Origin of the sequence: Halomonas profundus, assembly GCF_020865425.1 — a bacterium.
GTDB classification, from domain to species: Bacteria; Pseudomonadota; Gammaproteobacteria; order Pseudomonadales; family Halomonadaceae; genus Vreelandella; species Vreelandella titanicae.
This window is the reverse complement of record NZ_CP086344.1, coordinates 2,742,483-2,767,710: the sequence shown is the minus strand read 5'-3', so window position 1 is coordinate 2,767,710 and position 25,228 is coordinate 2,742,483. Positions and strand designations below refer to the sequence as shown.

At 54.3% G+C, this 25,228-nt stretch carries 25 protein-coding genes and 2 tRNA genes; 20 read left to right on the top strand and 7 right to left on the bottom strand.

The window, feature by feature from the left end:
- Nucleotides 1-98: 98 nt before the first annotated feature.
- A tRNA-Val gene (locus LMS44_RS12525) sits at nucleotides 99-175 on the top strand.
- A gap of 22 nt (nucleotides 176-197) precedes the next feature.
- Nucleotides 198-274: transfer RNA gene (locus LMS44_RS12520), tRNA-Val, on the top strand.
- Nucleotides 275-363: 89 nt separating this feature from the next.
- On the opposite strand, the gene LMS44_RS12515 is transcribed toward LMS44_RS12520, so the two are convergent.
- The 4 genes from LMS44_RS12515 to LMS44_RS12500 all read right to left on the bottom strand — a co-directional run bounded on the left by LMS44_RS12515 (nucleotide 364) and on the right by LMS44_RS12500 (nucleotide 3,533).
- On the bottom strand, nucleotides 364-849 hold the full coding sequence (locus LMS44_RS12515; RefSeq protein ID WP_138801492.1) for a free L-methionine (R)-S-oxide reductase MsrC: 486 nt from the start codon (nucleotides 847-849) through the stop codon (nucleotides 364-366).
- A 97-nt stretch (nucleotides 850-946) separates the two neighbouring features.
- Nucleotides 947-1,738, bottom strand: coding sequence for a MetQ/NlpA family ABC transporter substrate-binding protein (locus LMS44_RS12510; RefSeq protein WP_138801491.1), 792 nt, complete (start codon nucleotides 1,736-1,738; stop codon nucleotides 947-949).
- Between the two features lie 102 nt (nucleotides 1,739-1,840).
- The gene (locus LMS44_RS12505) at nucleotides 1,841-2,494 is read right to left on the bottom strand and encodes a methionine ABC transporter permease (RefSeq protein ID WP_022523240.1); all 654 of its coding nucleotides are present in this window, start codon (nucleotides 2,492-2,494) and stop codon (nucleotides 1,841-1,843) included.
- The gene (locus LMS44_RS12500) at nucleotides 2,475-3,533 is read right to left on the bottom strand and encodes a methionine ABC transporter ATP-binding protein (RefSeq protein WP_022523241.1); all 1,059 of its coding nucleotides are present in this window, start codon (nucleotides 3,531-3,533) and stop codon (nucleotides 2,475-2,477) included. The genes LMS44_RS12505 and LMS44_RS12500 overlap by 20 nt, the downstream gene beginning before the upstream one ends.
- 565 nt (nucleotides 3,534-4,098) lie before the next feature.
- Here LMS44_RS12500 and LMS44_RS12495 point away from each other — a divergent pair.
- The 10 genes from LMS44_RS12495 to moaE all read left to right on the top strand — a co-directional run bounded on the left by LMS44_RS12495 (nucleotide 4,099) and on the right by moaE (nucleotide 12,263).
- Nucleotides 4,099-4,728: a riboflavin synthase gene (locus LMS44_RS12495; RefSeq protein WP_022523243.1), complete on the top strand. Its 630-nt coding sequence runs from the start codon at nucleotides 4,099-4,101 to the stop codon at nucleotides 4,726-4,728.
- Between the two features lie 228 nt (nucleotides 4,729-4,956).
- Nucleotides 4,957-6,255, top strand: coding sequence for an NCS2 family permease (locus LMS44_RS12490; protein ID WP_009286934.1), 1,299 nt, complete (start codon nucleotides 4,957-4,959; stop codon nucleotides 6,253-6,255).
- 39 nt (nucleotides 6,256-6,294) lie between these two features.
- Nucleotides 6,295-6,840, top strand: a complete 546-nt coding sequence (locus tag LMS44_RS12485; RefSeq protein ID WP_022523244.1) for an adenine phosphoribosyltransferase — start codon at nucleotides 6,295-6,297, stop codon at nucleotides 6,838-6,840.
- Nucleotides 6,841-6,846: 6 nt separating this feature from the next.
- On the top strand, nucleotides 6,847-7,326 hold the full coding sequence (gpt, locus tag LMS44_RS12480; protein WP_009286932.1) for a xanthine phosphoribosyltransferase: 480 nt from the start codon (nucleotides 6,847-6,849) through the stop codon (nucleotides 7,324-7,326).
- A gap of 2 nt (nucleotides 7,327-7,328) precedes the next feature.
- On the top strand, nucleotides 7,329-8,012 hold the full coding sequence (gene ung / locus LMS44_RS12475; RefSeq protein ID WP_009286931.1) for a uracil-DNA glycosylase: 684 nt from the start codon (nucleotides 7,329-7,331) through the stop codon (nucleotides 8,010-8,012).
- A gap of 95 nt (nucleotides 8,013-8,107) precedes the next feature.
- Nucleotides 8,108-8,737 (top strand): uracil phosphoribosyltransferase, encoded by a 630-nt coding sequence (gene upp / locus LMS44_RS12470; RefSeq protein WP_009286930.1) that lies wholly within the window; start codon nucleotides 8,108-8,110, stop codon nucleotides 8,735-8,737.
- Between the two features lie 357 nt (nucleotides 8,738-9,094).
- Nucleotides 9,095-10,327 carry a uracil-xanthine permease family protein gene (locus tag LMS44_RS12465; protein WP_138801490.1) on the top strand — a complete coding sequence of 411 codons (1,233 nt, stop codon included), beginning with the start codon at nucleotides 9,095-9,097 and terminating at the stop codon, nucleotides 10,325-10,327.
- Nucleotides 10,328-10,397: 70 nt separating this feature from the next.
- Nucleotides 10,398-10,991 carry a molybdopterin-guanine dinucleotide biosynthesis protein B gene (gene mobB / locus LMS44_RS12460; protein WP_476488228.1) on the top strand — a complete coding sequence of 198 codons (594 nt, stop codon included), beginning with the start codon at nucleotides 10,398-10,400 and terminating at the stop codon, nucleotides 10,989-10,991.
- A gap of 4 nt (nucleotides 10,992-10,995) precedes the next feature.
- On the top strand, nucleotides 10,996-11,793 hold the full coding sequence (moaC, locus tag LMS44_RS12455) for a cyclic pyranopterin monophosphate synthase MoaC (RefSeq protein ID WP_476488227.1): 798 nt from the start codon (nucleotides 10,996-10,998) through the stop codon (nucleotides 11,791-11,793).
- Between the two features lie 2 nt (nucleotides 11,794-11,795).
- Complete coding sequence (moaE, locus tag LMS44_RS12450; protein ID WP_223827940.1) at nucleotides 11,796-12,263, top strand: molybdopterin synthase catalytic subunit MoaE; 468 nt, start codon at nucleotides 11,796-11,798, stop codon at nucleotides 12,261-12,263.
- 217 nt (nucleotides 12,264-12,480) lie between these two features.
- Here the strand turns inward: moaE and LMS44_RS12445 are convergent, their stop codons facing one another.
- Nucleotides 12,481-14,091 (bottom strand): ribonuclease J, encoded by a 1,611-nt coding sequence (locus LMS44_RS12445; protein ID WP_190373145.1) that lies wholly within the window; start codon nucleotides 14,089-14,091, stop codon nucleotides 12,481-12,483.
- Nucleotides 14,092-14,321: 230 nt separating this feature from the next.
- Here LMS44_RS12445 and purU point away from each other — a divergent pair, with 230 nt between their 5' ends.
- Complete coding sequence (gene purU, locus LMS44_RS12440; protein ID WP_009286925.1) at nucleotides 14,322-15,176, top strand: formyltetrahydrofolate deformylase; 855 nt, start codon at nucleotides 14,322-14,324, stop codon at nucleotides 15,174-15,176.
- A 39-nt stretch (nucleotides 15,177-15,215) separates the two neighbouring features.
- Complete coding sequence (locus LMS44_RS12435; RefSeq protein ID WP_009286924.1) at nucleotides 15,216-15,887, top strand: energy-coupling factor ABC transporter permease; 672 nt, start codon at nucleotides 15,216-15,218, stop codon at nucleotides 15,885-15,887.
- Nucleotides 15,888-15,895: 8 nt separating this feature from the next.
- On the opposite strand, the gene lexA is transcribed toward LMS44_RS12435, so the two are convergent.
- Nucleotides 15,896-16,576 carry a transcriptional repressor LexA gene (lexA, locus tag LMS44_RS12430; protein ID WP_022523251.1) on the bottom strand — a complete coding sequence of 227 codons (681 nt, stop codon included), beginning with the start codon at nucleotides 16,574-16,576 and terminating at the stop codon, nucleotides 15,896-15,898.
- 267 nt (nucleotides 16,577-16,843) lie between these two features.
- On the opposite strand from lexA, the gene LMS44_RS12425 reads away from it, so the two are divergent.
- From LMS44_RS12425 to LMS44_RS12410, 4 genes are all read left to right on the top strand, one after another.
- Nucleotides 16,844-17,536: a TetR/AcrR family transcriptional regulator gene (locus LMS44_RS12425; RefSeq protein WP_022523252.1), complete on the top strand. Its 693-nt coding sequence runs from the start codon at nucleotides 16,844-16,846 to the stop codon at nucleotides 17,534-17,536.
- Entirely contained in the window at nucleotides 17,514-18,050 is a 537-nt protein-coding gene (locus LMS44_RS12420) for a L,D-transpeptidase (protein WP_022523253.1), read from the top strand. Before LMS44_RS12425 ends, LMS44_RS12420 begins: the two co-directional genes overlap by 23 nt.
- Nucleotides 18,051-18,113: 63 nt before the next feature.
- Nucleotides 18,114-19,151: a beta-N-acetylhexosaminidase gene (gene nagZ / locus LMS44_RS12415; protein ID WP_022523254.1), complete on the top strand. Its 1,038-nt coding sequence runs from the start codon at nucleotides 18,114-18,116 to the stop codon at nucleotides 19,149-19,151.
- 86 nt (nucleotides 19,152-19,237) lie between these two features.
- Nucleotides 19,238-19,816 (top strand): hypoxanthine-guanine phosphoribosyltransferase, encoded by a 579-nt coding sequence (locus LMS44_RS12410; RefSeq protein ID WP_009286922.1) that lies wholly within the window; start codon nucleotides 19,238-19,240, stop codon nucleotides 19,814-19,816.
- A gap of 40 nt (nucleotides 19,817-19,856) precedes the next feature.
- Here LMS44_RS12410 and ppsR read toward each other — a convergent pair whose 3' ends face one another.
- Nucleotides 19,857-20,690: a posphoenolpyruvate synthetase regulatory kinase/phosphorylase PpsR gene (gene ppsR, locus LMS44_RS12405; RefSeq protein ID WP_022523255.1), complete on the bottom strand. Its 834-nt coding sequence runs from the start codon at nucleotides 20,688-20,690 to the stop codon at nucleotides 19,857-19,859.
- A 256-nt stretch (nucleotides 20,691-20,946) separates the two neighbouring features.
- Between ppsR and ppsA the strand changes: the two genes are divergently transcribed.
- Entirely contained in the window at nucleotides 20,947-23,322 is a 2,376-nt protein-coding gene (gene ppsA / locus LMS44_RS12400; RefSeq protein WP_027957454.1) for a phosphoenolpyruvate synthase, read from the top strand.
- Nucleotides 23,323-23,432: 110 nt separating this feature from the next.
- The gene (gene ggt / locus LMS44_RS12395; RefSeq protein ID WP_414122762.1) at nucleotides 23,433-25,223 is read left to right on the top strand and encodes a gamma-glutamyltransferase; all 1,791 of its coding nucleotides are present in this window, start codon (nucleotides 23,433-23,435) and stop codon (nucleotides 25,221-25,223) included.
- Nucleotides 25,224-25,228 lie beyond the last annotated feature (5 nt).

Sequence of the window (25,228 nt, the reverse complement as noted above, 5' to 3'; positions counted from 1 at the left end):
GCAATTCAGTGATAAGAGCGTAAGATATGCATCCGTTGCAAGGCGCGCGGCTATCCAATAGCCTATCTCAGAAAGTGCAATAGAACAGATAGCGCAATAGAACCATAGCTCAGTTGGTTAGAGCGCCACGTTGACATCGTGGAGGTCGGCGGTTCAAATCCGCCTGGTTCTACCAGCCTTATGCCACACCTCTTTTCAGGACCATAGCTCAGTTGGTTAGAGCGCCACGTTGACATCGTGGAGGTCGGCGGTTCAAATCCGCCTGGTCCTACCAGCTTTTATCAGAAACGCCCCAGGCAGTGATGCTTGGGGCGTTTTTGTGTGGGTGTTATATGGCGTTTTTTATTTTGTAGACTATAGCTTTTAACTAGCTCTTTGAATTAGGTCGGGCAGGTCAGTTTGGCGCATAAACGTTGCTACCAGGGCCTCAATGCCTGCTTGGTCTTGTTGTGTGAAGCGCGCCTCCAGCGGGCTATCCAAATCCAGTACGCCCCATAGGTTGCCATCGACTACGATGGGAATCACCAGTTCAGAGCGAGAGTTGGCGTCGCAGGCAATATGGTCGGCAACCGCGTGTACGTCGTCCACTCGCTGGGTAGTTTGTTGGCGAGCAGCCGCGCCGCATACGCCTTTGCTAAAGGGAATCGGGTGGCAGGCGGGCTGCCCCTGAAAAGGGCCTAGACCTAACACATCAGGCTGGCGTTGAAGGTAAAAGCCTACCCAGTTTAAGTCGCTAAGCTGTTGGTGAATAAACGCACAGGTTTGCGCGCTGTTGGTGAGCCAATCACGTGTATCGAGCAGCGCTTCAAGCTGTCGATTGAGAAGAGGGTAGTCAACACTGTTTTGCATGAGGGATCCTTTGCTACAAACGCAACAGGCCGACACTTTTGCATTTGGGGTTACCTATGCGTGTCGGCCTGACGTCATCTATTGATGGCTTGCGGTATTACTCGATCCAGCCAGGAACTGCTGCGCCTTTGAATAGTTCTTCGGCTTTCTCGATCACTTCATCACGCTGATAGGCGTCGACCAGTTGACGAATCTCTTCACGCTCTTCGTCACCGCCGCGAACCGCGATCAGGTTGACGTAAGGAGACTCGGGGCCCTCTTTGATCAAGGCGTCATCCAGGCTTAGGCCAGCAGGCTGAGCGAAGGTGTTGTTGATGAACGCCATGTCGACATCGGGCAGCACGCGGGGGAGCTGGGCGGCTTCAATTTCGCGGAAACGGAAGTCGCGGGGGTTTTCAGCGATATCGATCGGTGTTGATTCGAGAAATTCTGGATCGTTAAGGGTGATCAGGCCTTCGTTGTGCATCAGGATCAGCGCGCGACCTTCATTTGAAGGGTCATTGGGCAGTGCAATTTGTGCGCCGTCAGGCAGGTCGTCGATACTGTCGTATTTTTCTGAGTAAGCACCAATCGGGTATACGAAGGTGTAACCAGCGATTGCCAGGTCATAGCCACGATCGTCGACCATCGACTGCAAATAGGGTTCATGCTGGTAGGCATTGGCATCTAGGCTGCCGTCTGCAAGGGCTGCGTTCGGGGTAACGTAGTCAGTGAACTCGATGATTTCTACATTAAGGTCGTACTCTTCTTTGGCAATGCGCGCCGCAACTTCCATCACTTCTGTTTCAGGGCCCGCAACGGTGCCCATTTTGATGCTGCGCGTTTCAGCATTGGCGACGTTGACGGCAAGCGCCAGGGCGGTAAGGCTGCCAATAATCAGTTTTTGCATGAATCTCTCCAGTGGCATTTTGATAGATGGTGCAATGATGCGGCAATAAAAAACCTTTGTCTAATGCATTTTGGTTATAATGGATGACAAATAAACGAGTGGCTATTTGCGATCGCTTTTGCGTACCAAGTAGTCGCCCAGACTCTGAAAACCCTGCACCATGACGACCAAAATCACCACGGTAATCAGCATGATGGTTGGGTTGAAGCGGTTATAGCCGTAGCGGATACCTAAGTCGCCGAGACCGCCGCCGCCCACTGCGCCGGCCATGGCTGAGTAACTTACCAGTGTGACAACGGTAATGGTTAAGCCCGTCATGATCCCGCCGCGAGCTTCCGGAATCAGTACCTTGCGAATAATTTGCCAAGGCGTTGCGCCCATAGCTTGGGCGGCTTCAATTAATCCTGGCGAGATTTCATTAAGTGCAGCCTCGACAAGCCGAGCGACAAACGGAATAGCGGCAATCGTGAGCGGTACCGACGCGGCATTAATGCCAATCGAGGTGCCCACCAACATGCGCGTAAAAGGAATGATCGCTACCATCAAAATAATAAACGGGATGGAGCGACCAACGTTGGTAATAATGCTCAGTACTTGATTAAGTACGGGCTTCGCCAATATTTGCCGTGGGCGTGTAACGTACAGCATTACCCCAAGGGGCAAGCCGACGAGGGTAGAAATAAGCCCTGAAACGGCCACCATATAAAGGGTATCCAGCGTGGCCTGTAAAATGAGATCAATCATTGCGCTGGACATGGCCGAGTACCTCCACTTGCAGTTGATGAGATTCGAGATAGTGCATGGCTTGCTGGGTTTGCGTCGGAGAGCCGAGTAGTTCCGCAATCATCAGGCCCAGGGTGCGCTCCTGAATCGACTCTACTTTTGCTTGTAAAATGCTGACATCGACCCCGCACTCTCGAGCAAGGCGGGAAATCAGCGGCGTCGAGACTGCATCGCCAGAGAAGGTTAGGCGTACCACGGGGTGGGTGTTTTCGCCTGGGGCATCAAGGAGTCTCTCAATCAGCTCTTTGGGCGGTGTTAGCTGGAGGAAGTCGTTAAGAAACTCACGACCAAGCTGGGTACGCGGAGCGGTAAAGAAGTCGCCGACTTCAGCGTCTTCCACCAGTTCGCCGTCCGAGATCAAACTCACCCGGTGGCAAATCGATTTGACCACTTCCATCTCGTGGGTGATCAGCAGGATGGTAATGCCCAGTTGGTGGTTAATATCGCGCAGCAGTTCCAGTATTGAACTGGTGGTTTGTGGGTCTAGCGCAGAGGTTGCCTCATCACAGAGCAACACCTGCGGCTTGCTGGCTAGCGCCCGGGCGATCGCCACACGCTGTTTTTGACCGCCGGAAAGCTGAGCAGGGTACTGGTTGGCCTTATCTGCCAGGCCTACCATCTCCAGGAGCGGAATAACGCGATCGCGGACGGTGTGGCGTTTTTGCCCCATTAGTTCTAGAGGCAGGGCAACGTTGTCGAACACCGTGCGTGTGGTCAATAGATTAAAGTGTTGAAAAATCATGCCAATACGGTGACGCGCACGATTAAGCGCGGCGTTACTCAGCTGGGTCATTTCCTGACCATCGACCGTGACGCTGCCGCTCGTGGGGCGCTCTAAGAGATTAACGCAGCGAATTAGCGTTGATTTACCTGCGCCGGAGAGGCCGATGACGCCGTGAATAGTGCCTTTGGGCACACTGAGAGTGGCATTTTTGAGTGCATGAACGGCATTTGCGCCGCTGCCCTTGTTGTTACTGAAATAGGTTTTACTGACGTTGCTAAGTTCAATCATAGCGTCTGCCTTAACGGTAGGCCGAAGACGGAGTGCGGGATGCGAGCTGGGGGAGGGCCAGTATCGAATAGAAAATAAAAAAGGCCACCCCAATGGGTGGCCATCAACGCTGGACACACCCGTTTAGCTGCACTTCACTCAATCAGTAGGCTAAATACTAAGCCATAGACTAGGTGGACGCCCGCAATCTGGGTACAAATCGGCGTCATTACATTTGCGGCAAAATTTTAGAGATAGGTCGCTGCCTTGTCAATTTTATCCATTTGATTTTATGTTGTAAGTCGCCAAGTCAGCATTATTTTCTGATTTTTATAAATATTTAAGTTTTTAGTTCTGTGCGTGCGTTTTTAAAGATGTGCAGCTGGATGAAGTTACCTTGAGTTGAAAGCAGCCATAGAAAAGTCAATGGCGTAGAATGGCGAGATCAAGAAACCCTCAAGGCAGAATGCACGGCGGTGAGGGAGCAGTAGGAAGCTTGCGCCATTCATTGAGCGCTTTTGCTACTTGCTCTTTACGACTTATTTGAATTACACGGCTTTTTTATTAGATGAGGAGAAAGCGCCTTATGTTTACTGGCATTGTGCAAGGGGTAGCCAGGGTTGTGGCGGTACGCGAGCTGGATGATTTTCGCGTGCATGTGTTGGAAATGCCCCCCGCGATGCGCGAAGGGCTTGAGGTCGGAGCGTCTGTTGCTCATAACGGTGTTTGCTTGACGGTAACGGCCATAGAGGGGGATAGCGTTAGTTTTGATTTGATGCGTGAAACGCTGCGATTGACTAATCTTGGTGCAATCACCCCTGGGCAATGCGTCAATATAGAGCGCGCGGCGCGCTTTGGTGATGAGATAGGCGGACACTCCATGTCAGGCCACATCATTTCCATGGCAGAAGTGGTGGCCATCGAAGAGGCGCCCAACAACCGTCGGCTATGGTTTTCGCTGCCGGAACGACTAGGCCGATTCGTGTTTGAAAAGGGCTATATCGGGGTGGACGGTATTAGTTTGACCATTGGGGATGTACGCCCCACTGAAAGTGGGGATGTGGAGTTCAGCGTCAATTTAATTCCTGAGACACTGTCGCGTACCACGCTTCAGGATCGAGCCCCCGGGGATCAGGTCAATATTGAAATTGACCCGCAAACCCAGGTGATCGTTGAAACCGTTGAGCGAGTGCTTTCTCAAAAAAGCGGCGTTTAGTAAGTGACGCGGCAATGGCAATAATCAGCTTTTTTGGTTAATGGGTTGACCGATCGGTTAGTTCATGGCCTAAAGATTGCTAGACATTAGGCGGCGGGCGATTTCCGCCAACATTGGTCGCTACGCTGAGGCGCTCGCATCACAGCGAGCGTTTCGGTAGTATGTGCGGCTTTTCTCAGCACCAGAACGCATACTCATGCGGTGTTAGCGCTAAGGATAAAAAGATTCATGAAACTTCTGGATAACTATTTCAAGCTCTCCGAGCACAAAACCAACGTGAAGACAGAAGTTATCGCCGGGATCACCACCTTCCTGACGATGGCCTATATCATCTTTGTCAACCCGAGCATTTTGTCTGAAGCGGGGATGGACTACGGCGCAGTGTTCGTCGCCACTTGCCTAGCGGCAGCGATTGGCTGTTTCGTCATGGGGATGTGGGCTAACTACCCGATAGCTCAGGCGCCAGGCATGGGTTTGAATGCCTTTTTCACCTACGGCGTGGTGCTGGGGATGGGCTATACCTGGGAAGCTGCGCTGGGGGCGGTGTTCTTCTCAGGTCTAACGTTCTTCTTGTTGAGTATTTTTAAAATTCGCGAGTGGATCATTAACTCCATTCCTATGACGTTACGGTTGGGGATCGCCGCTGGTATTGGCCTTTTCCTGGCAATGATAGCGCTTAAGAACGCCGGTATCGTGGTTGCCAACCCCGCGACCTTTGTTTCCTTAGGTGATCTTTCCCAACCCGCGGCTATTTATGCGCTGCTGGGCTTCTTTGTGATTACCGCGCTCTCTTACTTGCGAGTGACTGGTGCCGTCATGATCGGGATTTTGGGGATTACTATTGTTGCAATGGTGCTCGGCCATAATGAGTATGGGGGCCTGATGTCGATGCCACCCTCTATTGCACCTACCTTTATGGCGATGGATTTGATGGGCGCGCTGGATGTGGCGATGCTTAGCGTGATCTTTGCCTTCCTGTTTGTGGATCTATTTGATACCTCCGGCACCCTGGTAGGCGTTGCTCACCGCGGCAAGCTGTTGGACAAGGATGGCAAGTTACCGCGCATTGGTCGCGCCATGATGGCCGACAGCACCGCGTCAATGGCGGGTGCCGCCTTGGGTACTTCCACCACCACAAGCTACATTGAATCGACGGCGGGTATCGCTTCGGGTGGCCGTACTGGGTTAACGGCGGTAGTGGTTGGTGTTCTGTTCCTGATCAGCCTGTTCTTCGCTCCGCTGGCGGGTTCTATTCCGGCCTACGCTACCGCAGGTGCGCTTCTGTATGTGGCGGTATTGATGGCAGGAAGTTTGGCTCACGCGAACTGGGAAGACCCCACCGACGCCGCGCCGGTACTGATTGCCGCCCTGGCGATGCCGCTGACGTTCTCGATTGCCGAAGGTATTGCGCTTGGCTTTATTAGCTATGTAGCGATCAAGGCGTTGTCGGGCCGTTTTGCCGACCTGAATCCGGCGGTGATTATTTTGGCGTTGCTGTTTGCGACAAGATACCTTTTCTTGGTTTGATTGATCATTACCACTTTTTATTACTCAATGAGAGACGCGATGAGCATCTACGGCGACTACATTAAGTCCGTCATTCGCACGGTTCCCGATTGGCCTGAACAGGGCGTGAACTTTCGCGACATCACCCCGTTGCTGCAAAATAGCGCGGCCTTTCGCAAGCTGATCGATAGCTTCGTTCACCGCTATCAGGAAATGAACCTGGATGCCATCGCGGCCATTGATGCGCGTGGCTTTATTATTGGTGCGCCGCTCGCTTATGAGTTGGGTTGCAGCTTTGTACCGGTGCGTAAGAAGGGCAAGCTGCCTTTCAAGACCATCAGCGAGACTTATAAGCTGGAGTACGGACATTCAGAAGTGGAGCTGCACTCCGATGCGTTCCAGAAAGATGACCGTATCCTGCTGATGGATGACCTCATCGCCACCGGCGGCACCATGCTGGCCGCGGCCAACCTCATTCAGCGCAGCGGTGGTCAGGTGGTTGAGACCGCCACCATTATTGATCTGCCTGAGTTGGGCGGATCGCAGAAAATTCGCGATGCTGGTTTCAGTGTATTCGCAGTTTGTTCTTTCAACGAAGACGAGTAATGCCCCATGAGCAGCGATCGCTACCACCAACACTTCACTGTCTCCTGGGATCAGTTGCACCGTGATGTGCGCACCCTATGCCATCAAATGATCGAGCGTGATTTTAAAGGCATCGTAGCGATTACCCGCGGCGGTTTAATTCCCGCCGCGCTGATTGCTCGGGAGCTTAATATCCGGCTGATCGATACCGTGTGTATTAAAAGCTATGACCATATGGATCAGGGCGGTCTGGATATCATGAAGGGCGTCGATCATGACGGTGAAGGTTGGTTGCTGGTCGATGACTTGGTGGATACTGGCAAAACAGCGCGGGCAGTACGTAAAATGCTGCCTAAAGCTCACTTTGTGACTATCTATGCCAAGCCGGATGGTCGTCCCTTGGTGGATCAATACCTGACCGAAGTTGCCCAGCAGTGCTGGATTCAGTTCCCCTGGGATATGGGTGTTGCATACGTTGAGCCGCTTGTTGATCAAATGAAGAGGTAATAATGGCCAATCCACTTCCCGACGATTGGAGTCAGTGGCTGGGTAATGAGTTTCAGGCTGACTATATGCTGGCGCTAAAAGATTTTTTGGCGCAGCAAAAAGCTGCGAAGAAGATCATATATCCCCACTCAACGCAGTGGTTTCGTGCCTTTGAACTGACCCCGTTGAACGAAGTGAAGGTGGTTATTTTAGGCCAGGATCCCTATCACGGGCCCAATCAGGCTCACGGTTTATGCTTTTCCGTGCAGCCCGGCGTACCCGTGCCACCGTCGCTGGTCAATATCTACAAGGAGTTGGCCACTGATGTTGGTTTTACCCCCGTGCGCCACGGCCATCTGGAAGCATGGGCCAAGCAGGGCGTGTTGTTGTTAAACACTTCGCTGACTGTGGAGCAGGGCAATGCGGCATCTCATCGCGGTAAGGGATGGGAGCCCTTCACTGACCGCGCGATTGAAACCGTCAGCCAGCACGCGCCGCCGTGTGTGTTTCTGCTGTGGGGTAGTCATGCGCGCCAGAAGAAGGCGTTAATCGACCAAAGGCGCCATTTAATACTGGAAGCCCCGCACCCATCACCGCTCTCTGCGCATCGGGGCTTTTTTGGTACCCGGCATTTTTCCCAAGCCAATCAATTTCTTCAGGCGCAAGGGCGAGCACCTATCGAATGGCAATTGCCTGAAACCCCTTAACCTCGTAAGTGGTTGCGGGTAGAATACGCGCAATTTTGTGCCTAGCTGATGCAACCTTGGTTGCCATTCTGAATCCCCTGCAGTGAGGAAGTCCCATGAGTGTTTACGCCATTAACCATCCGCTTGTACAACATAAGCTGGGTCTGATGCGCGAAGTTGACCTGAGCACTAAGAGCTTTCGTGAACTGGCAGGTGAAGTCGCCAAGCTGCTGACCTATGAAGCAACTAAAGGTCTTGAGCTGGAAGATCATGAAATCCAGGGATGGAACGGTGAGCCGATTGCAACGCGCCGATTAAAAGGTAAAAAAGTCACCGTCGTACCGATTCTGCGTGCCGGGCTCGGCATGCTGGAAGGCGTAACGGATCTAATCCCGAGTGCGCGGGTAAGCGTTGTAGGTCTTTATCGCGATGAAGAGACGCTACAGCCGGTGCCTTACTTTGCCAAGTTTGCCAACGATATCGAAGAGCGCATGGCGATCGTGATAGATCCCATGCTGGCCACCGGTGGTTCGATGGTCGCAACACTGGATATGCTGCGTGAGCGTGGCTGTGAGCATATGAAGGTGATCGTGCTCGTCGCGGCCCCTGAAGGTATCAAGCGGGTGCAGGACGCTTACCCCGATATTGAAATTTACACCGCCTCAATCGATGACCGCCTCGACGAAAATGGCTACATTGTCCCCGGATTAGGTGACGCTGGCGATAAGATTTTCGGAACGCGCTAAGCATCGTTATTGACATTGCCCCTTACGCTTAGGGCCTGTTGACGTTTCATCGCGAACCGCGTTGCCCCACAAAGCGCACCAGACAAGGCGCAAAACGCAGGGAAGGGTGGTTCCCTTTTCAAGTTTTGCAACGCCGTATGGCGCGCTTTGTGGGGCAACCCGAAGGGCTGGGCCCGTTTTTATCCGCGGCGGCGTTAGTCGTCGTTCATTTGGAACCACCAAACCTCTCTCCTCCTGCCTTGCCGCGAATAAAAACGGGCTCCAGCGCGGCCGCGAGTGAAACGTCAACAGGCCCTGGCGTCAGGGGCATTTTTTTGTATACCTGCTATCAAATCAATAATCACTAGGAATTCACTTATGCGTGAAGCTGCCAGTCAGGCTGAGTCGTGGCCAAAAGTCATTTTAACCGGCGCACAAATGCTATTTGTGGCGTTTGGCGCCTTGGTGTTAGTACCGCTTTTGACAGGACTCGACCCAAGCGTTGCGCTGTTCACGGCTGGGGTGGGAACCTTGGTATTTCATGGGGTCACCAAGCAGAGCGTGCCGGTGTTTTTAGCCTCATCGTTTGCCTTTATAGCGCCTATTCAAGGCTCTGTGGCGAGCTTTGGCGTTTCGGCAACCATGGGCGGGCTAATGGCAGCGGGGCTGGTCTATGTGGCGATCTCTCAGGTTGTGCGCTTAAAAGGCACCGCTTGGCTGCATCGCTTGCTGCCCGCTGTGGTGGTGGGGCCGGTGATTATGGTGATTGGCCTGGCGCTGGCGCCGGTGGCCGTAAGTATGGCGACCGGTGAAACCAGCGACAATATCGGCTATGGCGCGGCGATTTTCTTATCAATGACCAGCTTGCTAGTCACGCTTGTGTTGGCCGTTTTTGGTCGCGGGCTACTTCGCCTAGTGCCGATTATGGGGGGCATTATCACCGGCTATTTTTTAGCGTTGCTGATGGGGGTAGTCGACTTTACGCCAGTGCATGAGGCGGCGTGGTTATCGATACCCAGCTTTACCGCACCCAGTTTTCACTGGGCTGCCATTCTGTTTATGATTCCGGTCGCGATTGCCCCAGCGGTAGAACACATTGGTGATATGGTGGCCATTGGTTCGGTGACCCGCAAAAACTACCTGGAAAAGCCTGGCCTGCATCGAACTCTGTTAGGCGATGGGCTGGCGACCAGCGTAGCAGCGCTGTTCGGCGGGCCGCCGAATACTACTTACTCGGAAGTCACCGGGGCGGTAACGCTTACTCGGGCATTTAATCCCAAGTACATGATTGTTGCCGCGATTATTGCCATTGTGCTGGCGTTTGTGTCCAAGCTTGGCGCGTTGCTGCAGACCATTCCTGGCCCGGTAATGGGCGGTATAATGACGCTGTTGTTTGGCTCCATTGCGGTGGTCGGTATGAACACACTGGTACGTGCAGGACAGTCGCTGACGGCGCCGCGCAACTTGGTCGTGGTTTCGCTGATACTGGTGTTCGGGATTGGCGGCATGCAGTTTGGTGGAGGCCAGTTTACGCTGCAGGGCGTTAGCCTGGCCGCTTTGGTGGGTATTGCGTTGAACTGGCTATTACCCCGTGAGCAAGAGGGCGAGTAGAGTCATCCTCTATAACGCTGTGTGAATCGTTAGAATGGTAGCGTGAGTGATCATCAGGAGTTTCGGCAGCATGGAAAACGAACTAACCGCACCTTTTCCCATACTGGGGATTGCTGCCTGGAGCGGTACCGGAAAAACGACGCTGCTAGAGAAGCTGTTGCCACGATTAGGGGAGTATGGCTTGAGCGTCGCTGTCATCAAGCATGCGCACCACTCGTTTGATGTCGACCAGCCCGGCAAGGATAGCTATAAGCTGCGTAGCGCAGGTGCCGCACCGATACTGGTGGCTTCCCGTCAGCGCATTGCGCTGATGCAGGAAACCCCTGACCAGGGAGAGCCTGATTTAGCCCAGCTAATTGCCATGATGGCGCCGCACGATCCCGATTTGGTGATTGTCGAAGGCTTCAAGGCTTGGCCGATTCCCAAGCTGGTGCTATACCGCGATGGGATTGGCGATGCGGCTATTTTAACCGGCCGATGGGTTGAGGCAGTCGCGCTCAGTGCGCCACCGCCTATCGACCTGGCGGCTTCGGTGGCTCAGTTAGATCTAGACGATAGCGAAGCGGTTGCACAATGGGTAGTAACCTGGTTAAGCGCTAAAAACGATACGATGTCTTCAAAAAATACGTCTTCAAAACATATGTCTTCAAAACAGCAATGGTGACAACATGCATCTGACCCACCTTAATACCCGTGGCGAAGCCAATATGGTGGACGTCGGCGATAAGCTGGAAACCCGCCGCGAAGCAGTCGCCTCCGGGCGCATTATAATGCAGCCTGAAACGCTGAAATTACTTAGCGATGGTGAACTGCCCAAGGGCGATGTGTTGGCCACCGCGCGTATCGCTGGTATCCAGGCGGCCAAACGTACTCATGAGCTGATTCCTCTCTGTCACTCACTGGCGCTCTCCAAGGTTTCTGTTGAGTTCGATATTGATGTGGCCGAATCCTGCGTTCATGTGACCTCGCTGTGTCGCTTGAATGGACGCACCGGGGTCGAAATGGAAGCCCTTACCGCTGTCTCGGTAGCCTGTTTGACGCTTTACGATATGTGCAAAGCGGTCGATAAAGGTATGCGTATCGAGGCTATACAACTCGAGAGCAAGCAAGGTGGTCAGCGTGGCGACTACCAACGTATGAGCACCCAGGCGCCGATTGTTACCGGTGACGGCGTAGCCGGAGAAGTCAGCTTGGGGGAGCGCTGCCCTTCACCCTGTGTGCGGGTTAAGTTTTTAGCCGAACTGCGCGAGCGGGTAGGCGAAAGTGAGACCGTCGTGAGCCTCGATCAACTGGCTAGCCGCGACATTAGTGGATTAAAAGCCGCGCTGGCCGAGCAGGATAGTCGCTTTAAACAACTCACCGACCGGCGTACGCTGTGTGCGATTAATCAGGTCATGGCCAATGACGAGGCGTTAGTGACCGATGATGACGAAGTGGCGTTTTTCCCGCCAGTAACAGGGGGGTGAGGGTGGATAATAAGCTGGATATTAAAGTAACGATTCAAGCAGCCCCGTTTCCAATGGACTACGGCTATGACGATGCCTTGGCGGGGCGTAGTGATATTGGCGCGGTGGTGTGTTTTACCGGCTTAGTGCGTGATTTTAATGAAACGCCGGACGTCACAGGGTTAACGCTGGAACACTACCCGGGCATGACCGAGCGTACGCTGACGGAGATTGGTGAACAGGCTTGGCAGCGCTGGTCGCTCCAAGCGGTGCGGATTATTCATCGTGTCGGTTACCTGGGACCAGGCGATCCGATTGTGCGCGTACTCGTAGCCAGCGCACACCGGCGTGAGGCGTTCGAAGCCTGCGATTTTATTATGGATTACCTGAAAACCCAGGCGCCTTTCTGGAAGAAAGAGCACTCTGCCCAGGGCGAGTATTGGGTCAAAGAGCGTCACTCTGATCAACAGGACGCAGCGCGGTGGGAGTGAAGTGCCGCGTCACTGTGCTCGTTGCACTGACACGAAACTGTCATTGCGAACGCAGTGAAGCAATCTCGGGGGTAGGCGCCACCGCTGGTTGAGATTGCCGCGTCGCTGCGCTCCTCGCAATGACATAATAAGAAGGCTCCTCGCGGTGACACGAAACTGTCATTGCGAACGCAGTGAAGCAATCTGGGTTTTATAGCCGTCGTTGAATGATGCCGCTCTAACGGTTAGCGGCACTTTCATACGCAGCAGGTTCGGGCATTTCGGCGGCCATAATCTGTAGATGTACATCGGGCAGGTGCTGCATATGCTCCGCCAGCCACTGCACCATGCGAGGCTGTAATGCTTGGCGCAAGTCGGCAAGCGTCTCTGCTGCAATCTCCTCAAGCTGATCATCCAGCCAATCATTAAAGCTATCTTCATCCAGCGGGCTGGCCCCCGAGGCATCCAGCATCAAACGGCCAATACGCGCCCATCCAGTGTCAGTAGCCGTCACCGGCAGCGCTAAGTATAAGCTGCCGCGACGGGCCTTGTTGGCGTCGTGCACCTCAAGGCCAGGGTGGGGCACCACGCTGTTTTGACTGACTATGCAGGGCGGCTGCGGATAGCGCGACTCACAGCGCAGCCCGTGACTGTCAAAGCAAATTAGATCGCCGTTCACCGGCGTCAATGGAGCGCTAATGCCTAGCTGTTTGGCAATAGTCTGATGAGCCTGTTGGTGGCGGGCTTCGCCATGCACCGGTATGAGATGTTTTGGCCTGACCCACTGATACAGCTTGATCAGTTCATCCTGAGCGGGGTGCCCGGTAGCGTGCAGTTCAGGGTGGTTGAACTCGTCGTAGAGGTTGACACCTAAGTGCGCCAAACGCTTTTTAAGCTGTTCAATGGGGCGTTCATTGCCAGGAATGGCTTTAGCCGAAAAAATAACGTTATCGCCCGGCTGAAGATCCACAAAAGGGTGGCGACCCTGGGCGAGGCGCTGTAGCGCAGCTCGGGGCTCACCCTGGCTACCGGTGGCGATAATCACCACTTCATCCGGGGGAAGATAGCCTAAGTCATGATTGGGCACCAAAGGCGGTAAATCATCCATATAGCCGAGCCCCCGGGCAACGCTGACCATGCGCTCCATTGAACGGCCCATCAAGCTAATGCGTCGGCCACACTTCTGAGCGGCGCGCCCTATCGCTAACACCCGGGCAAGGTTACTGGCAAAGCAGGAGACCACCACCCGGCCCTGGCAGTTGCTGAGGGTTTTTGTCAGGGCGCGGGCGACGTCCCCCTCGCTGCCGGAGTGCCCGGGCATGGGGGCGTTAGTGGAATCGCCCACTACCAAGTCAACCGGGGCAAGGGACTTGAAGAGGGCTGCACTGATCGGCGTGCCGATAATCGGTTCAGGATCGAGTTTCCAGTCGCCGGTATGTAAAACGCGATAGCCACCGGCCATCATTATTAGCGCACAGCTTTCGGGAATGGAGTGGGTTAAAAGTAAATAGCGCAGCGTGAATGGCCCGCTCTCTAGGGCCTCGCCAGGTTCAATGACATGGATAGCCGCACTGCTAAGCTGATGCTCGGCAAATTTTAGCCGCAACAGGCCTGCCGCCAGCGGGGTGGCGTAAATGGGGCAGTTCCACATCGGCCATAGCCAGGCTGCGGCACCAATGTGGTCTTCGTGACCATGGGTGATAAATAGCGCTTTGGGCATGATCCCTAGTGCTTTCGGCGTATCAAGATTGGGTACCTGCAGTGGCGAGTTGGGAAGATCCTGGCGGATCATCATGCCGCAGTCCACGGCTATCCAGTGATCGTCATAGCCGTATAGCGTTAGATTCATTCCAATCTCACCGCATCCCCCCAGCGGCAACATGCGCAGCGGTGGACGACGACGGGGACGAATTTGAACGCGTGGTGAATGCATCTGTTATGAAAAACCTAAAAAGTAGTGACTTAACTATACGGGAAGGCAGGGGCAGCTAACAATCATCCATGGCCTTCCGATACACTATGCGACCTAAGCCGCTGGTTTGTCATAATTAACTTAGCAATAGGTCAAGAGTAGCTCACATGTCTCATTATTATCGTTTAGTAGTTTCCTGTCCTGACCGGGTGGGTATTGTTGCACGGGTATCGAGCTTTATTGCCCAGCAGGGTGGCTCCATTACCGAAGCCAGCCAGCACTCCGATTTAGAAACCGGCTGCTTTTTTATGCGCTACGAAATTCTGGCGGATTCGGTAGGTATGTCGGCGGAAGCGCTGAGCGCGGCATTTGAACCGATAGCCAGCGAATTCAATATGCAGTGGTCGCTGGTGGATACCCAGCAGCGTAGGCGCGTAGTGCTGATGGTGTCGCGGGAGTCACATTGCTTGGTAGATCTACTTTACCGCTGGCAGGCGGGGGAACTGGATTGCGACATTGTCGGGGTTATCTCCAACCATGATGATATGCGTTCGCTGACGGAGTGGTACGGTATTCCTTATCACCATGTACCGGTCGACCCCGACAATAAGCAAGCATCGTTTGCCAAGGTTCAGGCCGAAATCGACAGTGCCCGCGCCGACTGCGTGGTGCTGGCGCGCTATATGCAAATACTGCCCCCTGAGCTGTGCGCGCGCTATGCGGGGCGAGTGATCAATATTCACCACAGCTTTTTGCCCTCTTTTGCCGGGGCTAAGCCCTACCACCAGGCCTACCAGCGGGGGGTTAAGCTGATTGGCGCTACCTGCCACTATGTGACCGAGGAACTCGACGCAGGCCCCATCATCGAACAGGATATCCATCGCGTTAGCCACTGTCATACGCCTACTGATCTAGTCCGCTTTGGTCGTGATGTGGAGAAAGCCGTGCTCGCTCGAGGTTTGCGTTGGCACTTAGAGGATCGTGTGTTGGTGCATGGCAACAAGACAGTGGTATTTAGCTAAGTACTCTATAATGCCCGCCCATCAACCTGAGAGGCCGCCATGTCATTTGCGCAAAGTGTATTAGCGCCCTGGGCGCTGCTGCTCACCTGGCTACTCTCGTTAGCAGTGATCGCATGGGCGCTTTGGGGGCGGCCCTGGCAGGTGTTGATAGCGGATTCAGCGCTTCAGCACCGCTGGCTGGGTGCTACGCTGGCGGTGATGCTGATGTGGCAGCTTCGTGCCCAGGCTGTTGATTGGCTAACGCTACACCTTGTTTTTACAGTATTGATGACACTCGTTTTTAAAGCGCCATTAGCGCTGATTAGCAACGTGCTGATCAACATTGCCATGGTGGTGATTGGCCGCAATGAGTGGATGTTGCTGGGGGCAAATGTGCTGGTTACCGGGATCGTCCCGGCGGCCGTTATTGGCACGGTATGGCGGCTGGTAGATCGCCGCCTGCCGGATAACTTGATGGTATTTCTGTTTGCCTGCGGCTTTTTTGGCGCGGCGCTGGCAACGCTGGGAGGAGGCTTGGCGGCGGTAGTGCTGATTATCGTCGCGGGTACAGACCCTGAGGCGATCTATCTCGCCCAGGAGTATGCGCGTTTTTTACCACTGCTAATGCCTTCAGAGGCATTTATTACTGGCATGCTGCTGAGCATCCTGCTGGTCTATCACCCAAACTGGGTGGCCACCTTCAATGACCACCGCTATATCGACCTGCAGTAGCGGATTTATTAGCCGAGTGCCTGGCCGTTGCCACCACGAATTACGCCGACTCCAACGCCTTCAATATCGAGCGCTTGAGAGCGCAGGTCGATTTCAATGGGCGCAAAATCAGGGTTCTCTGCAAACAGCGTCACTTGGTGCCCCTGGCGTTTGAAGCGTTTAACCGTTACTTCATCGTCCAGGCGGGCAACCACGATCTGGCCATCGCGAACCCGGTCAGTGCGATGGACCGCCAGTAAATCACCTTCCAAAATGCCAATATCCTTCATGGAAAGGCCGCGTACGCGCAGCAGGTAGTCAGCTTTGGGAGTGAAGTACTCGGCCGGTAGCGGGCAGTAGCGATCAATATGTTCGGCGGCCAAAATGGGGCTGCCGGCAGCTACTTCCCCGATCACAGGCAGGCCAGTGGGTGGGGCTTCCACGTTGGTTGTGGGTAAGGCGGTGACTGCGCTATCCAGGACTTCTTGAGGTTCCTGGTTGGGCAGGCGGATGCCGCGAGAGGTGTTGCGGATAATGCGAATAACGCCTTTGCGTTCCAGCGCGCGCAGGTGCTCTTCAGCCGCATTGGGTGAGCGGAAGCCAAGTGCTTTGGCAATCTCGGCGCGGGTAGGAGGGTAGCCAAATTCGCCCATGGTCTTAACGATAAAATCAAACACGTGCTGTTGGCGAGCGGTTAGCGGACGCGACATACCAGACTCCATAAATAGTGAATAGACAGTAACAAGTTAAATGTCGACTTAATCAATAAGTGTTTAAGTATACAGTATGTTCCTCTGTCCAGTATATGGCTTGTCAGTGCCTATTGCCGATGTCTATGCAATTTTTCTAATCGTTTGAAACTAAGTTTCTGCTTATTTAATACGTCACATTTTGTCAATAAATCAAGCGTTGAGCCCGCCTACGTTATGGCATAGTATTTTGCTATGTTTTAAACACCTGTTTCCCTGGAGAGCGACATGGCTCAATCTGATACGGTGACCCGTATACTCGACACCGCCGAGGTGCTGTTTGCAGAGCGGGGTTTTGCTGAAACTTCGCTGCGCAACATCACTAGCAAAGCGCGGGTTAACTTAGCCGCTGTTAATTACCATTTTGGTTCCAAAAAAGCCTTGATTCAGGCCGTTTTTGCCCGCTACCTGGATCCGTTTAGTCAGCGCTTTCATACTGCGCTAGATGAGCTCGAGGGCCAACACGCCGGGCGCGTTATCCCGCTGGAAACACTGCTCGAGACCATGGCAACTACCGTTCTCGCGGTGCCCGCCGAGCGCAATAGTTTGAAAGTGTTTATGCGCCTGCTGGGTCTTGCCTACAGTCAAGCACAGGGACATCTAAGACGTTATATCCAGGAAGAGTATGGCGATGTGTTTACACGCTTCACCGAGCTTGTGCGCAAAGCAACGCCGGATCTGCCTGACGCCGAGCGTTTTTGGCGGCTACACTTTGTGCTCGGCACGGTAATCTTTACCCTGTCTGGCCTCGATGCGCTACGCGATATCGCGGAGAAGGATTACCACGAGCAGGTCTCTGTGCGTGATTTGGTCAGGCGATTGCTCCCGGTAGTGGTGGCTGCTATGAATGCGCCGTTACCCATAGCCCTTGACGGTGCCAAGCCAGAAGAAGGAAAACATGCGAACTCCTACGCTAGCTGAGCTACCTCCAACGGAACATATCTGGCTGGAGATTGATACTACCGAACAGTTGCTGCGCTGTTGGCGAGGGCCAAAAGTGCTCCATGAGTGTTCTATTTCATCCGGTGCTGCCGGAAGCGGGGAGCGCAATGGCAGTGGTAAAACCCCCCGCGGGTGGCACTATGTGCGCGCGGCCATTGGCGGAGATATGCCCGAAAATGCGGTGTTTCGAGGTCGCCGCTGGACGGGCGAGACATTTTCGCCCGAACTCGCCGAAGAGCATCCAGAGCGTGACTGGATTCTGACCCGCATACTGTGGCTGTGTGGCTTGGAAAAGGGCGTGAACCGCGGTGGTCAGGTGGACTCGCAACGGCGCTATATTTACCTGCACGGGACGCCGCCTGACGAGCCCATGGGCGTTGCTGCGTCCCACGGCTGTATTCGTTTACGCAATAGTGATTTGCTCTATATCTTTTCGTTAGCGTTGCCGGGTACCCCTGTTTGGTTGCACGGTGGCCGCCAGTCCTTTGATTGATCAGATTTTGACACCGCTAGACGATCGTCTAGAATCATCGCCCCTTTTCATGGACCTATCACGATGACTCAACCGTTAGGCCCGGTCATGCTTGACCTTGAAGGCCCAAAATTGACGGCTGCAGAAAAACGCTTGCTGCTAGAACCGACGGTAGGGGGCGTAATTTTGTTTGCCCGCAACGTTGAAAATGGCTATCAGGTTCGCAAGCTCTGCAGCGATATTCGCCGTGTGCGTGCTGATTTACTGCTTGCCGTGGATCAAGAAGGCGGTCGCGTTCAGCGCATAAAAGAGGGGTTAACACGCCTGCCTGCCATGGCGCGTATCGGCGAGTGTTACCGCGCTGCCCAGGGAGAGGGGCTGGCGTTAGCTAAAGATGCCGGCTGGTTGTTAGGGATGGAGATGGCTGCCTGCGGTCTGGATCTGAGCTTCGCCCCGGTACTTGATGTGGAGAGCGGTCTATCCAGCGTTATTGGTGATCGTAGTTTCAGCAGTGACCCACAGCACGTAGCCCAGCTGGGCAATGCATTTATTCAGGGGCTTCACGATGCCGGTATGGCCGCTGTGGGTAAGCACTTTCCCGGCCACGGTGGTGTCGCGGCGGACTCACACGTTGCATTGCCGATAGACGATCGCCCGCTAGAAGTGATGAAACAGCACGATCTTGTGCCCTTTACCCAGTTAGCTTCACAGTTAGATGGGATTATGCCCGCACACGTTATTTATAGTGCTTTTGATACGCGCCCAGCAGGCTTTTCACCCAACTGGTTGGGCATGCTGCGGGAATCGCTAGGCTTCAAAGGCTGCATTTTTTCAGATGACCTGAGTATGGCCGGCGCCCACGAGGCGGGAGACCCCAAAGCGCGTGCCCAGGCAGCGCTGGCAGCAGGCTGCGATATGCTGCTGGTATGTAATGACCGAGCCTCCGCGCTTGAAGTGATGGAGGCATGCCACGGAATCAATTCTAAGCGCCCCGCTAAGTTGCGCTATAGCCGTGCGCGCCCAGACCTAGATGCGCTGAGTGCATTGGGCCGTTGGCGTCGTACTCACGCTAAGCTGGAAGCGCTAGCGGATAAGCCCCAGTTCAGCGCGGAAGCCGAGTAAGCCCAGTGCGGAAGCAGAGTAAGCCCAGCGCTGAATAAATCTCTTACTTAAATAAATGAAGTTTTAACCCGCCGTGGAGTTGGTAGATGTCAAAGTTGGATAAAGAAGCATTAGAGTCGCTGGACTCGATGCGTGAGCTGATGGATAACGCCGACTGCCTAATTTCTCAGCAAGAGGTAGAGCGGGCGCTGGATCGTATGGCGGAAGAGATTACTCGGGATTTAGGCGATAAACTGCCGGTTTTTTACTGCGTAATGAATGGTGGCTTGATTACCACCGGTCATCTGCTTACCCGCTTGGGCTTTCCGTTGGAAGTAGATTATTTGCATGCCACTCGTTACCGCAACGAGCTGCGCGGCGGTGAGCTTTTTTGGCGCGTTTCCCCTGAAGTGCCCATGGCGGGCCGTCACGTAGTGATTGTTGACGATATCCTGGATGAGGGGGCGACCCTGGCGGCCATTTTGGCTTACTGCGAAGAGGCCCAGGCCGCCAGCGTTACCACCGCGGTGTTGGTCGATAAACAGCACAACCGCAAAGCAGTGCCTGGGTTGAAAGCCGACTACTGCAGCCTGGAAGTTGCCGACCGCTATGTGTTTGGCTTTGGTATGGATTACAAAGGCTACTGGCGCAACGCGCCGGGAATTTTTGCCCCCAAAGGCATGTAATCCACTGGGGGCTTGCGTAGTTTTTGTAGTAGTTTTTACATTAGCGGGGCGAGAAACGCCTCGCTAAGCCGGTTTCAGCAATCATCCGCGTTGAAATCTCCTCCACCGAGAAGCGCGTCGCATCGATGAAGGGAATGTGCATGGTGCGGTAGAGCGACTCGGCCTGTTCCACTTCTTGTAGGCACTGATCCATCGAGCTATAGCGGCTATTGGGGCGTCTCTCGTTGCGAATTGCCGACAAGCGTCGCGCATCGATGGTTAACCCAAACAGCTTTTGCCGATGGGGCACGAGCGCCTTGGGTAGCTTCAGCATGCCATCTTCGTCTAAATCGTCTTCCGTCAGCGGGTAGTTAGCCGCCCGAATGCCAAACTGCAGCGCCAGATAAAGCGAAGTAGGTGTTTTGCCGCAGCGCGAGACGCCAACCAGGATGATATCCGCTTTATCGTATTGGTGGGTGCGTGCACCGTCATCATTATCCAGCGCGAAGTGGACGGAGTGGATACGATCCATGTAGACATCATCGCTGCCTATCGAGTGAGTGCGCCCAACGCTGTAGGAGGAGTGGGTCTCTAGTTCTTGCTCTAAGGGCTCCAGAAAGGTGGAAAAAATATCGACCTTAAAGCCGGACGCCTTACGAATAACGTCGCGTATTTGTTGATCCACAATGGTGTCAATGATAATGGGGCGATGACCATCCCGGTTGGCTGTCGACTCAATAATCGCTGCTAACGCCTGCGCTTTTTCCAACGTATCGATATAGGGCTTGGTCTGCATATCGATCTCAACATCGCTGAACTGGGCCAGCAAGCTACGTCCTAAACTTTCCGCCGTGATGCCGGTACCATCTGAAATAAAAAAAGCCGTACGTTTCATAACTAAGTCCACGGGTGAGTGATACGGCTATTGTGAGCCGAGCTGTTTGTCAGCACAACGTGTCATCATTGGGCGTTTTGGCGGGCTCAAATGTATCTGACTACATAAATAGCCCAAAAAGCCCTGCTGTTGTAAAAATCCTCCACTCTCTTCGCTATTAGACCAATGGCGAATATATTGGCGTGGTGCTAGGGTGTCTCAATCAATTATCCATGATCGTCAAGGTCATGCAGATATCTATGAGCGAGGGGGTTACGTGGAAGAGTACATTCTGTGGTTCGATCAGCTGGGCATGGCGGACGTCGAACGCGTAGGTGGTAAAAACGCCTCGCTGGGTGAAATGATTTCTAACCTGTCCGGTGCTGGCGTGACGGTTCCTGGCGGTTTTGCCACCACCGCCCACGCTTATCGTGAATTTCTCTCCCACGAAGGATTAAACGAGCGCATTAATGCCACCCTGGCCCGTCTGGACGTCGATGACGTTAAAGCGCTGGCTGAGGCGGGCCGCAATATACGCCAATGGATCATCGATACGCCGCTACCTCCTACCTTTGAATCGGCCCTGCGCGATGCCTACGGCCAGCTGCAGCAACAGCACCCGCAACTGAAAGTAGCCGTGCGCAGCTCAGCCACCGCGGAAGATCTACCCGACGCTTCCTTTGCAGGCCAACAGGAAACCTTCCTGAATATCGAAGGCTTCGACAATATCAAGCGTGCAGTGCACGAGGTTTTTGCCTCGCTGTTTAACGATCGTGCGATCTCCTACCGAGTGCACCGTGGCTACGCCCACGAAAATGTTGCCTTGTCGGCGGGCGTTCAGAAAATGGTGCGTTCAGAGACCGGTGCGGCAGGCGTTATGTTTACCCTGGACACCGAATCCGGCTTTAAAGACGCCGTTTTTGTCACTGGCTCCTGGGGCTTGGGCGAAACCGTGGTGCAGGGTGCAGTCAATCCCGACGAGTTCTACGTGCACAAGCCGACCCTGGCGGCGGGCCGCCCGGCGGTGCTGCGCCGTAATTTAGGTTCCAAGCTGATCAAGATGGTTTATGGGCAGGATGCCAGCGCCGGTAAATCGGTTGAGACCGTCGATGTGCCCCATGCCGACCGCGGCCGCTTCTGTATCAACGATCAGCAAGTGATGGATCTGGCCCGACAGGCGATGACTATCGAGCAGCACTACCAGCGGCCCATGGATATTGAGTGGGCGTTGGATGGCGATGATGGTCGGCTTTACATCGTCCAGGCGCGTCCTGAAACGGTGGTCTCTCAGCAGGAGGGCGGTAAACTCGAGCGCTTCCAGCTGCGTGAAAAGGGTCGTACGTTAATAACCGGCCGAGCGATTGGTCAACGTATTGGCCGGGGTACCGTCAAAGTCGTGCTCAGCCCTGATGACATGGATAAGATCCATGATGGCGATATCCTGGTCACCGATATGACCGACCCGGATTGGGAGCCGATCATGAAACGTGCTTCCGCGATCGTCACCAATCGCGGTGGGCGTACCTGTCATGCAGCGATTATCGCCCGTGAGTTGGGTATTCCCGCTGTCGTTGGCTGTGGTGATGCGACTACCCAGTTAAAAGAGGGTATCGATGTCACGGTTTCTTGTGCGGAAGGCGATACCGGCAATGTGTATGAAGGGTTGTTGGAGTTTGATTGCAAAGTCTCCAGCGTCGATGCGATGCCGGAAATCCCCTTTAAAATTATGATGAATGTGGGCAACCCTGACCGCGCCTTTGGGTTTGCCAGTCTGCCTCACGCAGGCGTGGGTTTAGCGCGTTTGGAATTTATCATTAACCGCATGATCGGCGTCCACCCTAAAGCGCTGTTGGAGTACGACACGCTGCCGGTTGATTTACAGCAGGTGATCGATTTACGTACTGCGGGTTACACCGACCCGGTCAGCTTCTATGTCGATAAACTGGTTGAAGGTATCTCCACGCTAGCGGCAGCGTTTCATCCCCAGCGCGTCATCGTGCGGCTGTCCGACTTTAAGTCCAACGAATACGAAAACCTGATTGGCGGCAAACTCTATGAGCCGGGGGAAGAGAACCCCATGCTCGGTTTCCGGGGGGCATCGCGCTACATTTCAGAGGCGTTCAGGCCCTGCTTTGAACTCGAGTGCCGAGCGCTCAAGCGGGTGCGTGAAGAGATGGGCTTCGAGAATATCGAAATCATGGTGCCCTTTGTGCGTACCACCGACGAAGCACGTGAGGTGGTAGAGCTGTTGGCGGCTAATGGCCTCGAACGTGGCGGCCCCACAGGGCTTAAAGTGATTATGATGTGCGAGCTGCCCGCCAACGCACTGCTGGCCGATGAGTTCCTTGAGTATTTTGATGGTTTCTCCATTGGTTCAAACGACCTGACCCAGCTAACGTTAGGTTTGGATCGTGATTCCGGCATCGTGGCGCATCTGTTTGACGAGCGTAATGGGGCGGTTAAAAAGCTCCTGGCCATGGCCATTCAAGCCTGTAAGGCGAAGGGCAAATATGTTGGTATCTGCGGACAGGGGCCGTCAGACCATCCTGACTTGGCTAAATGGTTGATGGAGCAGGGTATCGATTCTGTATCACTCAACCCCGATGCGGTGCTGGAAACCTGGTTTATGCTGGCAGGGCAAAAAATCGACTAATCGAGCCTACCCTAGTTTTTACTTTACGCCCGGCCATTGTGCCGGGCGTTGATGTTTTAATAGGCTACTCTTTTGGAGTGGTTTTTTAACTTGTCATGGAGAGCGCTGAGATGTCACCAAAATCGGTTAAGTATGCGCTACCTGTTCTGCTGGTAGCGCCATTGTATAGTTGGGGGTTTAGCTATGAGACACCCTCCATTTCCCCTGAAAGCGAATCGGGCTATGAAGAGAAGCCCGGCTGGGAAGCCGAGTCATTTGCGGTGGCAGCAGCTAACCCGCTCGCCACCGATGCCGGTTACCAAGTACTTAAAGCCGGTGGTAACGCCATTGATGCGGCCATTGCGGTGCAGATGGTGTTGAACCTGGTTGAGCCTCAGTCCAGTGGTATTGGTGGTGGTGCTTTTTTGATGTACTTCGATGGTGATGAAGTGCGTGCCTACGATGGTCGTGAAACCGCGCCCCAAGGCGTTAACGGTGAGCTGTTTATGCAGGATGGCGAGCCGCTGGCGTTTAATGAAGCAGTGGTTAGCGGCCTCTCAGTGGGAGTGCCAGGCACGCTGCGTATGCTTGAGAAAGCCCACGCTGAGCACGGTGAGCTGGCCTGGGAAGAGCTGTTTATCCCGGCAATCACCCTGGCCGAGGAGGGCTTTGAGGTTAGCAATCGGTTGCATACCAGCTTGGCTGGTGATGAGTTTCTGCGCCAAGACCTGGTAGCGAGCCAGTTTTATTATGATTCAGACGGTGAGCCTATCGCCGTTGGTGAAACGCTCAAAAACCCAGCGTTGGCAGCCGTTCTTCGCCGCGTCGCTGAGCAAGGCAGCGTCGCCTTGTACGAAGGAGCCGTGGCACAAGACATCGTTGAGCGCGTTCAGAACCACCCTGAGCGTCCAGGCAGTTTGACGCTTGAGGATATGAGTGGCTACCAGGCGCTTAACCGAGAACCGCTGTGTACGCCTTGGCAACAGTGGGAAGTATGTGGTTTCCCGCCACCCTCATCGGGTCATCTGACCGTGATGCAGATTTTAGGCATGCTTGATCAGCAGCCACTGCTTGAAGCCCCGTTAGACAGTGGTGCTGCAAGCAGTGGGTGGCTGCATCAATTCTTGGAAGCCTCACGCCTGGCCTTTGCGGATCGTGGCCGTTACATCGCCGATCCTGACTTTGTCGAGGCGCCGGGAGGCGATTGGTCATTGATGCTAGCCCCGGAATACTTGGAGCAGCGCAGTGCACTTATCGAAGAGATGAGCATGGGCGACAGCGCTGAACCGGGTAACCCTGGGGAGCTTGACGTGAGCTGGGCTAGCCAGCCCGAACAGCCCGAGTACGGTACTAGCCATATCAGTATTGTCGATGAGGAGGGCACCGCGGTGGCTATGACCACCACCATCGAGCAGGCGTTTGGCTCGCGAGTTATGTCCGACGGTGGCACGGGGCTAGCGGGTGGTTTCCTGCTCAATAACGAGCTCACCGATTTTTCATTTACCCCTGAAGTGGATGGCGAGCCCGTAGCGAACCGGGTAGAGCCCGGCAAGCGTCCCCGCTCCAGCATGAGCCCGACCCTGGTATTTGATCAAGAAACCGGCGAGCTAGTAGCCAGTTTGGGCTCACCAGGTGGCGCCGCCATTATTCATTACACCGCCCGTACATTAGTCGCACTGCGCGACTGGGGGTTAAGCGCTCAAGAGGCGCTCAACCTTCCCCATGCTATTACTTTGGGTGGGGATGTCTATGTGGAAGAGGGGCGTTTTCCTGAGGCAACCATCGAATCCCTGCGTGAGCGTGGTCATACGGTCAGCGAGCGGGAGCTAACCAGCGGCCTTCAGGCCATTATGCGCCTTGAAGATGGCACTCTGTTTGGTGGTGCTGACCCTCGGCGTGAAGGGGTGGTAATGGGCGATTAGACCAA

Bases quoted from the DNA above. Each gene is read 5' to 3' on its own strand.
- LMS44_RS12500 (WP_022523241.1), bottom strand. From the start codon at position 3,533: ATGATTGAACTTAGCAACGTCAGTAAAACCTATTTCAGTAACAACAAG.
- LMS44_RS12435 (WP_009286924.1), top strand. From the start codon at position 15,216: ATGTCATTTGCGCAAAGTGTATTAGCGCCCTGGGCGCTGCTGCTCACC.
- upp (WP_009286930.1), top strand. From the start codon at position 8,108: ATGAGTGTTTACGCCATTAACCATCCGCTTGTACAACATAAGCTGGGT.
- LMS44_RS12515 (WP_138801492.1), bottom strand. From the start codon at position 849: ATGCAAAACAGTGTTGACTACCCTCTTCTCAATCGACAGCTTGAAGCG.
- LMS44_RS12485 (WP_022523244.1), top strand. From the start codon at position 6,295: ATGAGCATCTACGGCGACTACATTAAGTCCGTCATTCGCACGGTTCCC.
- ggt (WP_414122762.1), top strand. From the start codon at position 23,433: ATGTCACCAAAATCGGTTAAGTATGCGCTACCTGTTCTGCTGGTAGCG.
- mobB (WP_476488228.1), top strand. From the start codon at position 10,398: ATGGAAAACGAACTAACCGCACCTTTTCCCATACTGGGGATTGCTGCC.
- LMS44_RS12505 (WP_022523240.1), bottom strand. From the start codon at position 2,494: ATGTCCAGCGCAATGATTGATCTCATTTTACAGGCCACGCTGGATACC.
- lexA (WP_022523251.1), bottom strand. From the start codon at position 16,576: ATGTCGCGTCCGCTAACCGCTCGCCAACAGCACGTGTTTGATTTTATC.
- gpt (WP_009286932.1), top strand. From the start codon at position 6,847: ATGAGCAGCGATCGCTACCACCAACACTTCACTGTCTCCTGGGATCAG.
- LMS44_RS12425 (WP_022523252.1), top strand. From the start codon at position 16,844: ATGGCTCAATCTGATACGGTGACCCGTATACTCGACACCGCCGAGGTG.
- ppsR (WP_022523255.1), bottom strand. From the start codon at position 20,690: ATGAAACGTACGGCTTTTTTTATTTCAGATGGTACCGGCATCACGGCG.
- LMS44_RS12410 (WP_009286922.1), top strand. From the start codon at position 19,238: ATGTCAAAGTTGGATAAAGAAGCATTAGAGTCGCTGGACTCGATGCGT.
- nagZ (WP_022523254.1), top strand. From the start codon at position 18,114: ATGACTCAACCGTTAGGCCCGGTCATGCTTGACCTTGAAGGCCCAAAA.
- ung (WP_009286931.1), top strand. From the start codon at position 7,329: ATGGCCAATCCACTTCCCGACGATTGGAGTCAGTGGCTGGGTAATGAG.
- LMS44_RS12465 (WP_138801490.1), top strand. From the start codon at position 9,095: ATGCGTGAAGCTGCCAGTCAGGCTGAGTCGTGGCCAAAAGTCATTTTA.
- LMS44_RS12445 (WP_190373145.1), bottom strand. From the start codon at position 14,091: ATGAATCTAACGCTATACGGCTATGACGATCACTGGATAGCCGTGGAC.
- purU (WP_009286925.1), top strand. From the start codon at position 14,322: ATGTCTCATTATTATCGTTTAGTAGTTTCCTGTCCTGACCGGGTGGGT.
- LMS44_RS12490 (WP_009286934.1), top strand. From the start codon at position 4,957: ATGAAACTTCTGGATAACTATTTCAAGCTCTCCGAGCACAAAACCAAC.
- moaC (WP_476488227.1), top strand. From the start codon at position 10,996: ATGCATCTGACCCACCTTAATACCCGTGGCGAAGCCAATATGGTGGAC.
- LMS44_RS12495 (WP_022523243.1), top strand. From the start codon at position 4,099: ATGTTTACTGGCATTGTGCAAGGGGTAGCCAGGGTTGTGGCGGTACGC.
- LMS44_RS12510 (WP_138801491.1), bottom strand. From the start codon at position 1,738: ATGCAAAAACTGATTATTGGCAGCCTTACCGCCCTGGCGCTTGCCGTC.
- LMS44_RS12420 (WP_022523253.1), top strand. From the start codon at position 17,514: ATGCGAACTCCTACGCTAGCTGAGCTACCTCCAACGGAACATATCTGG.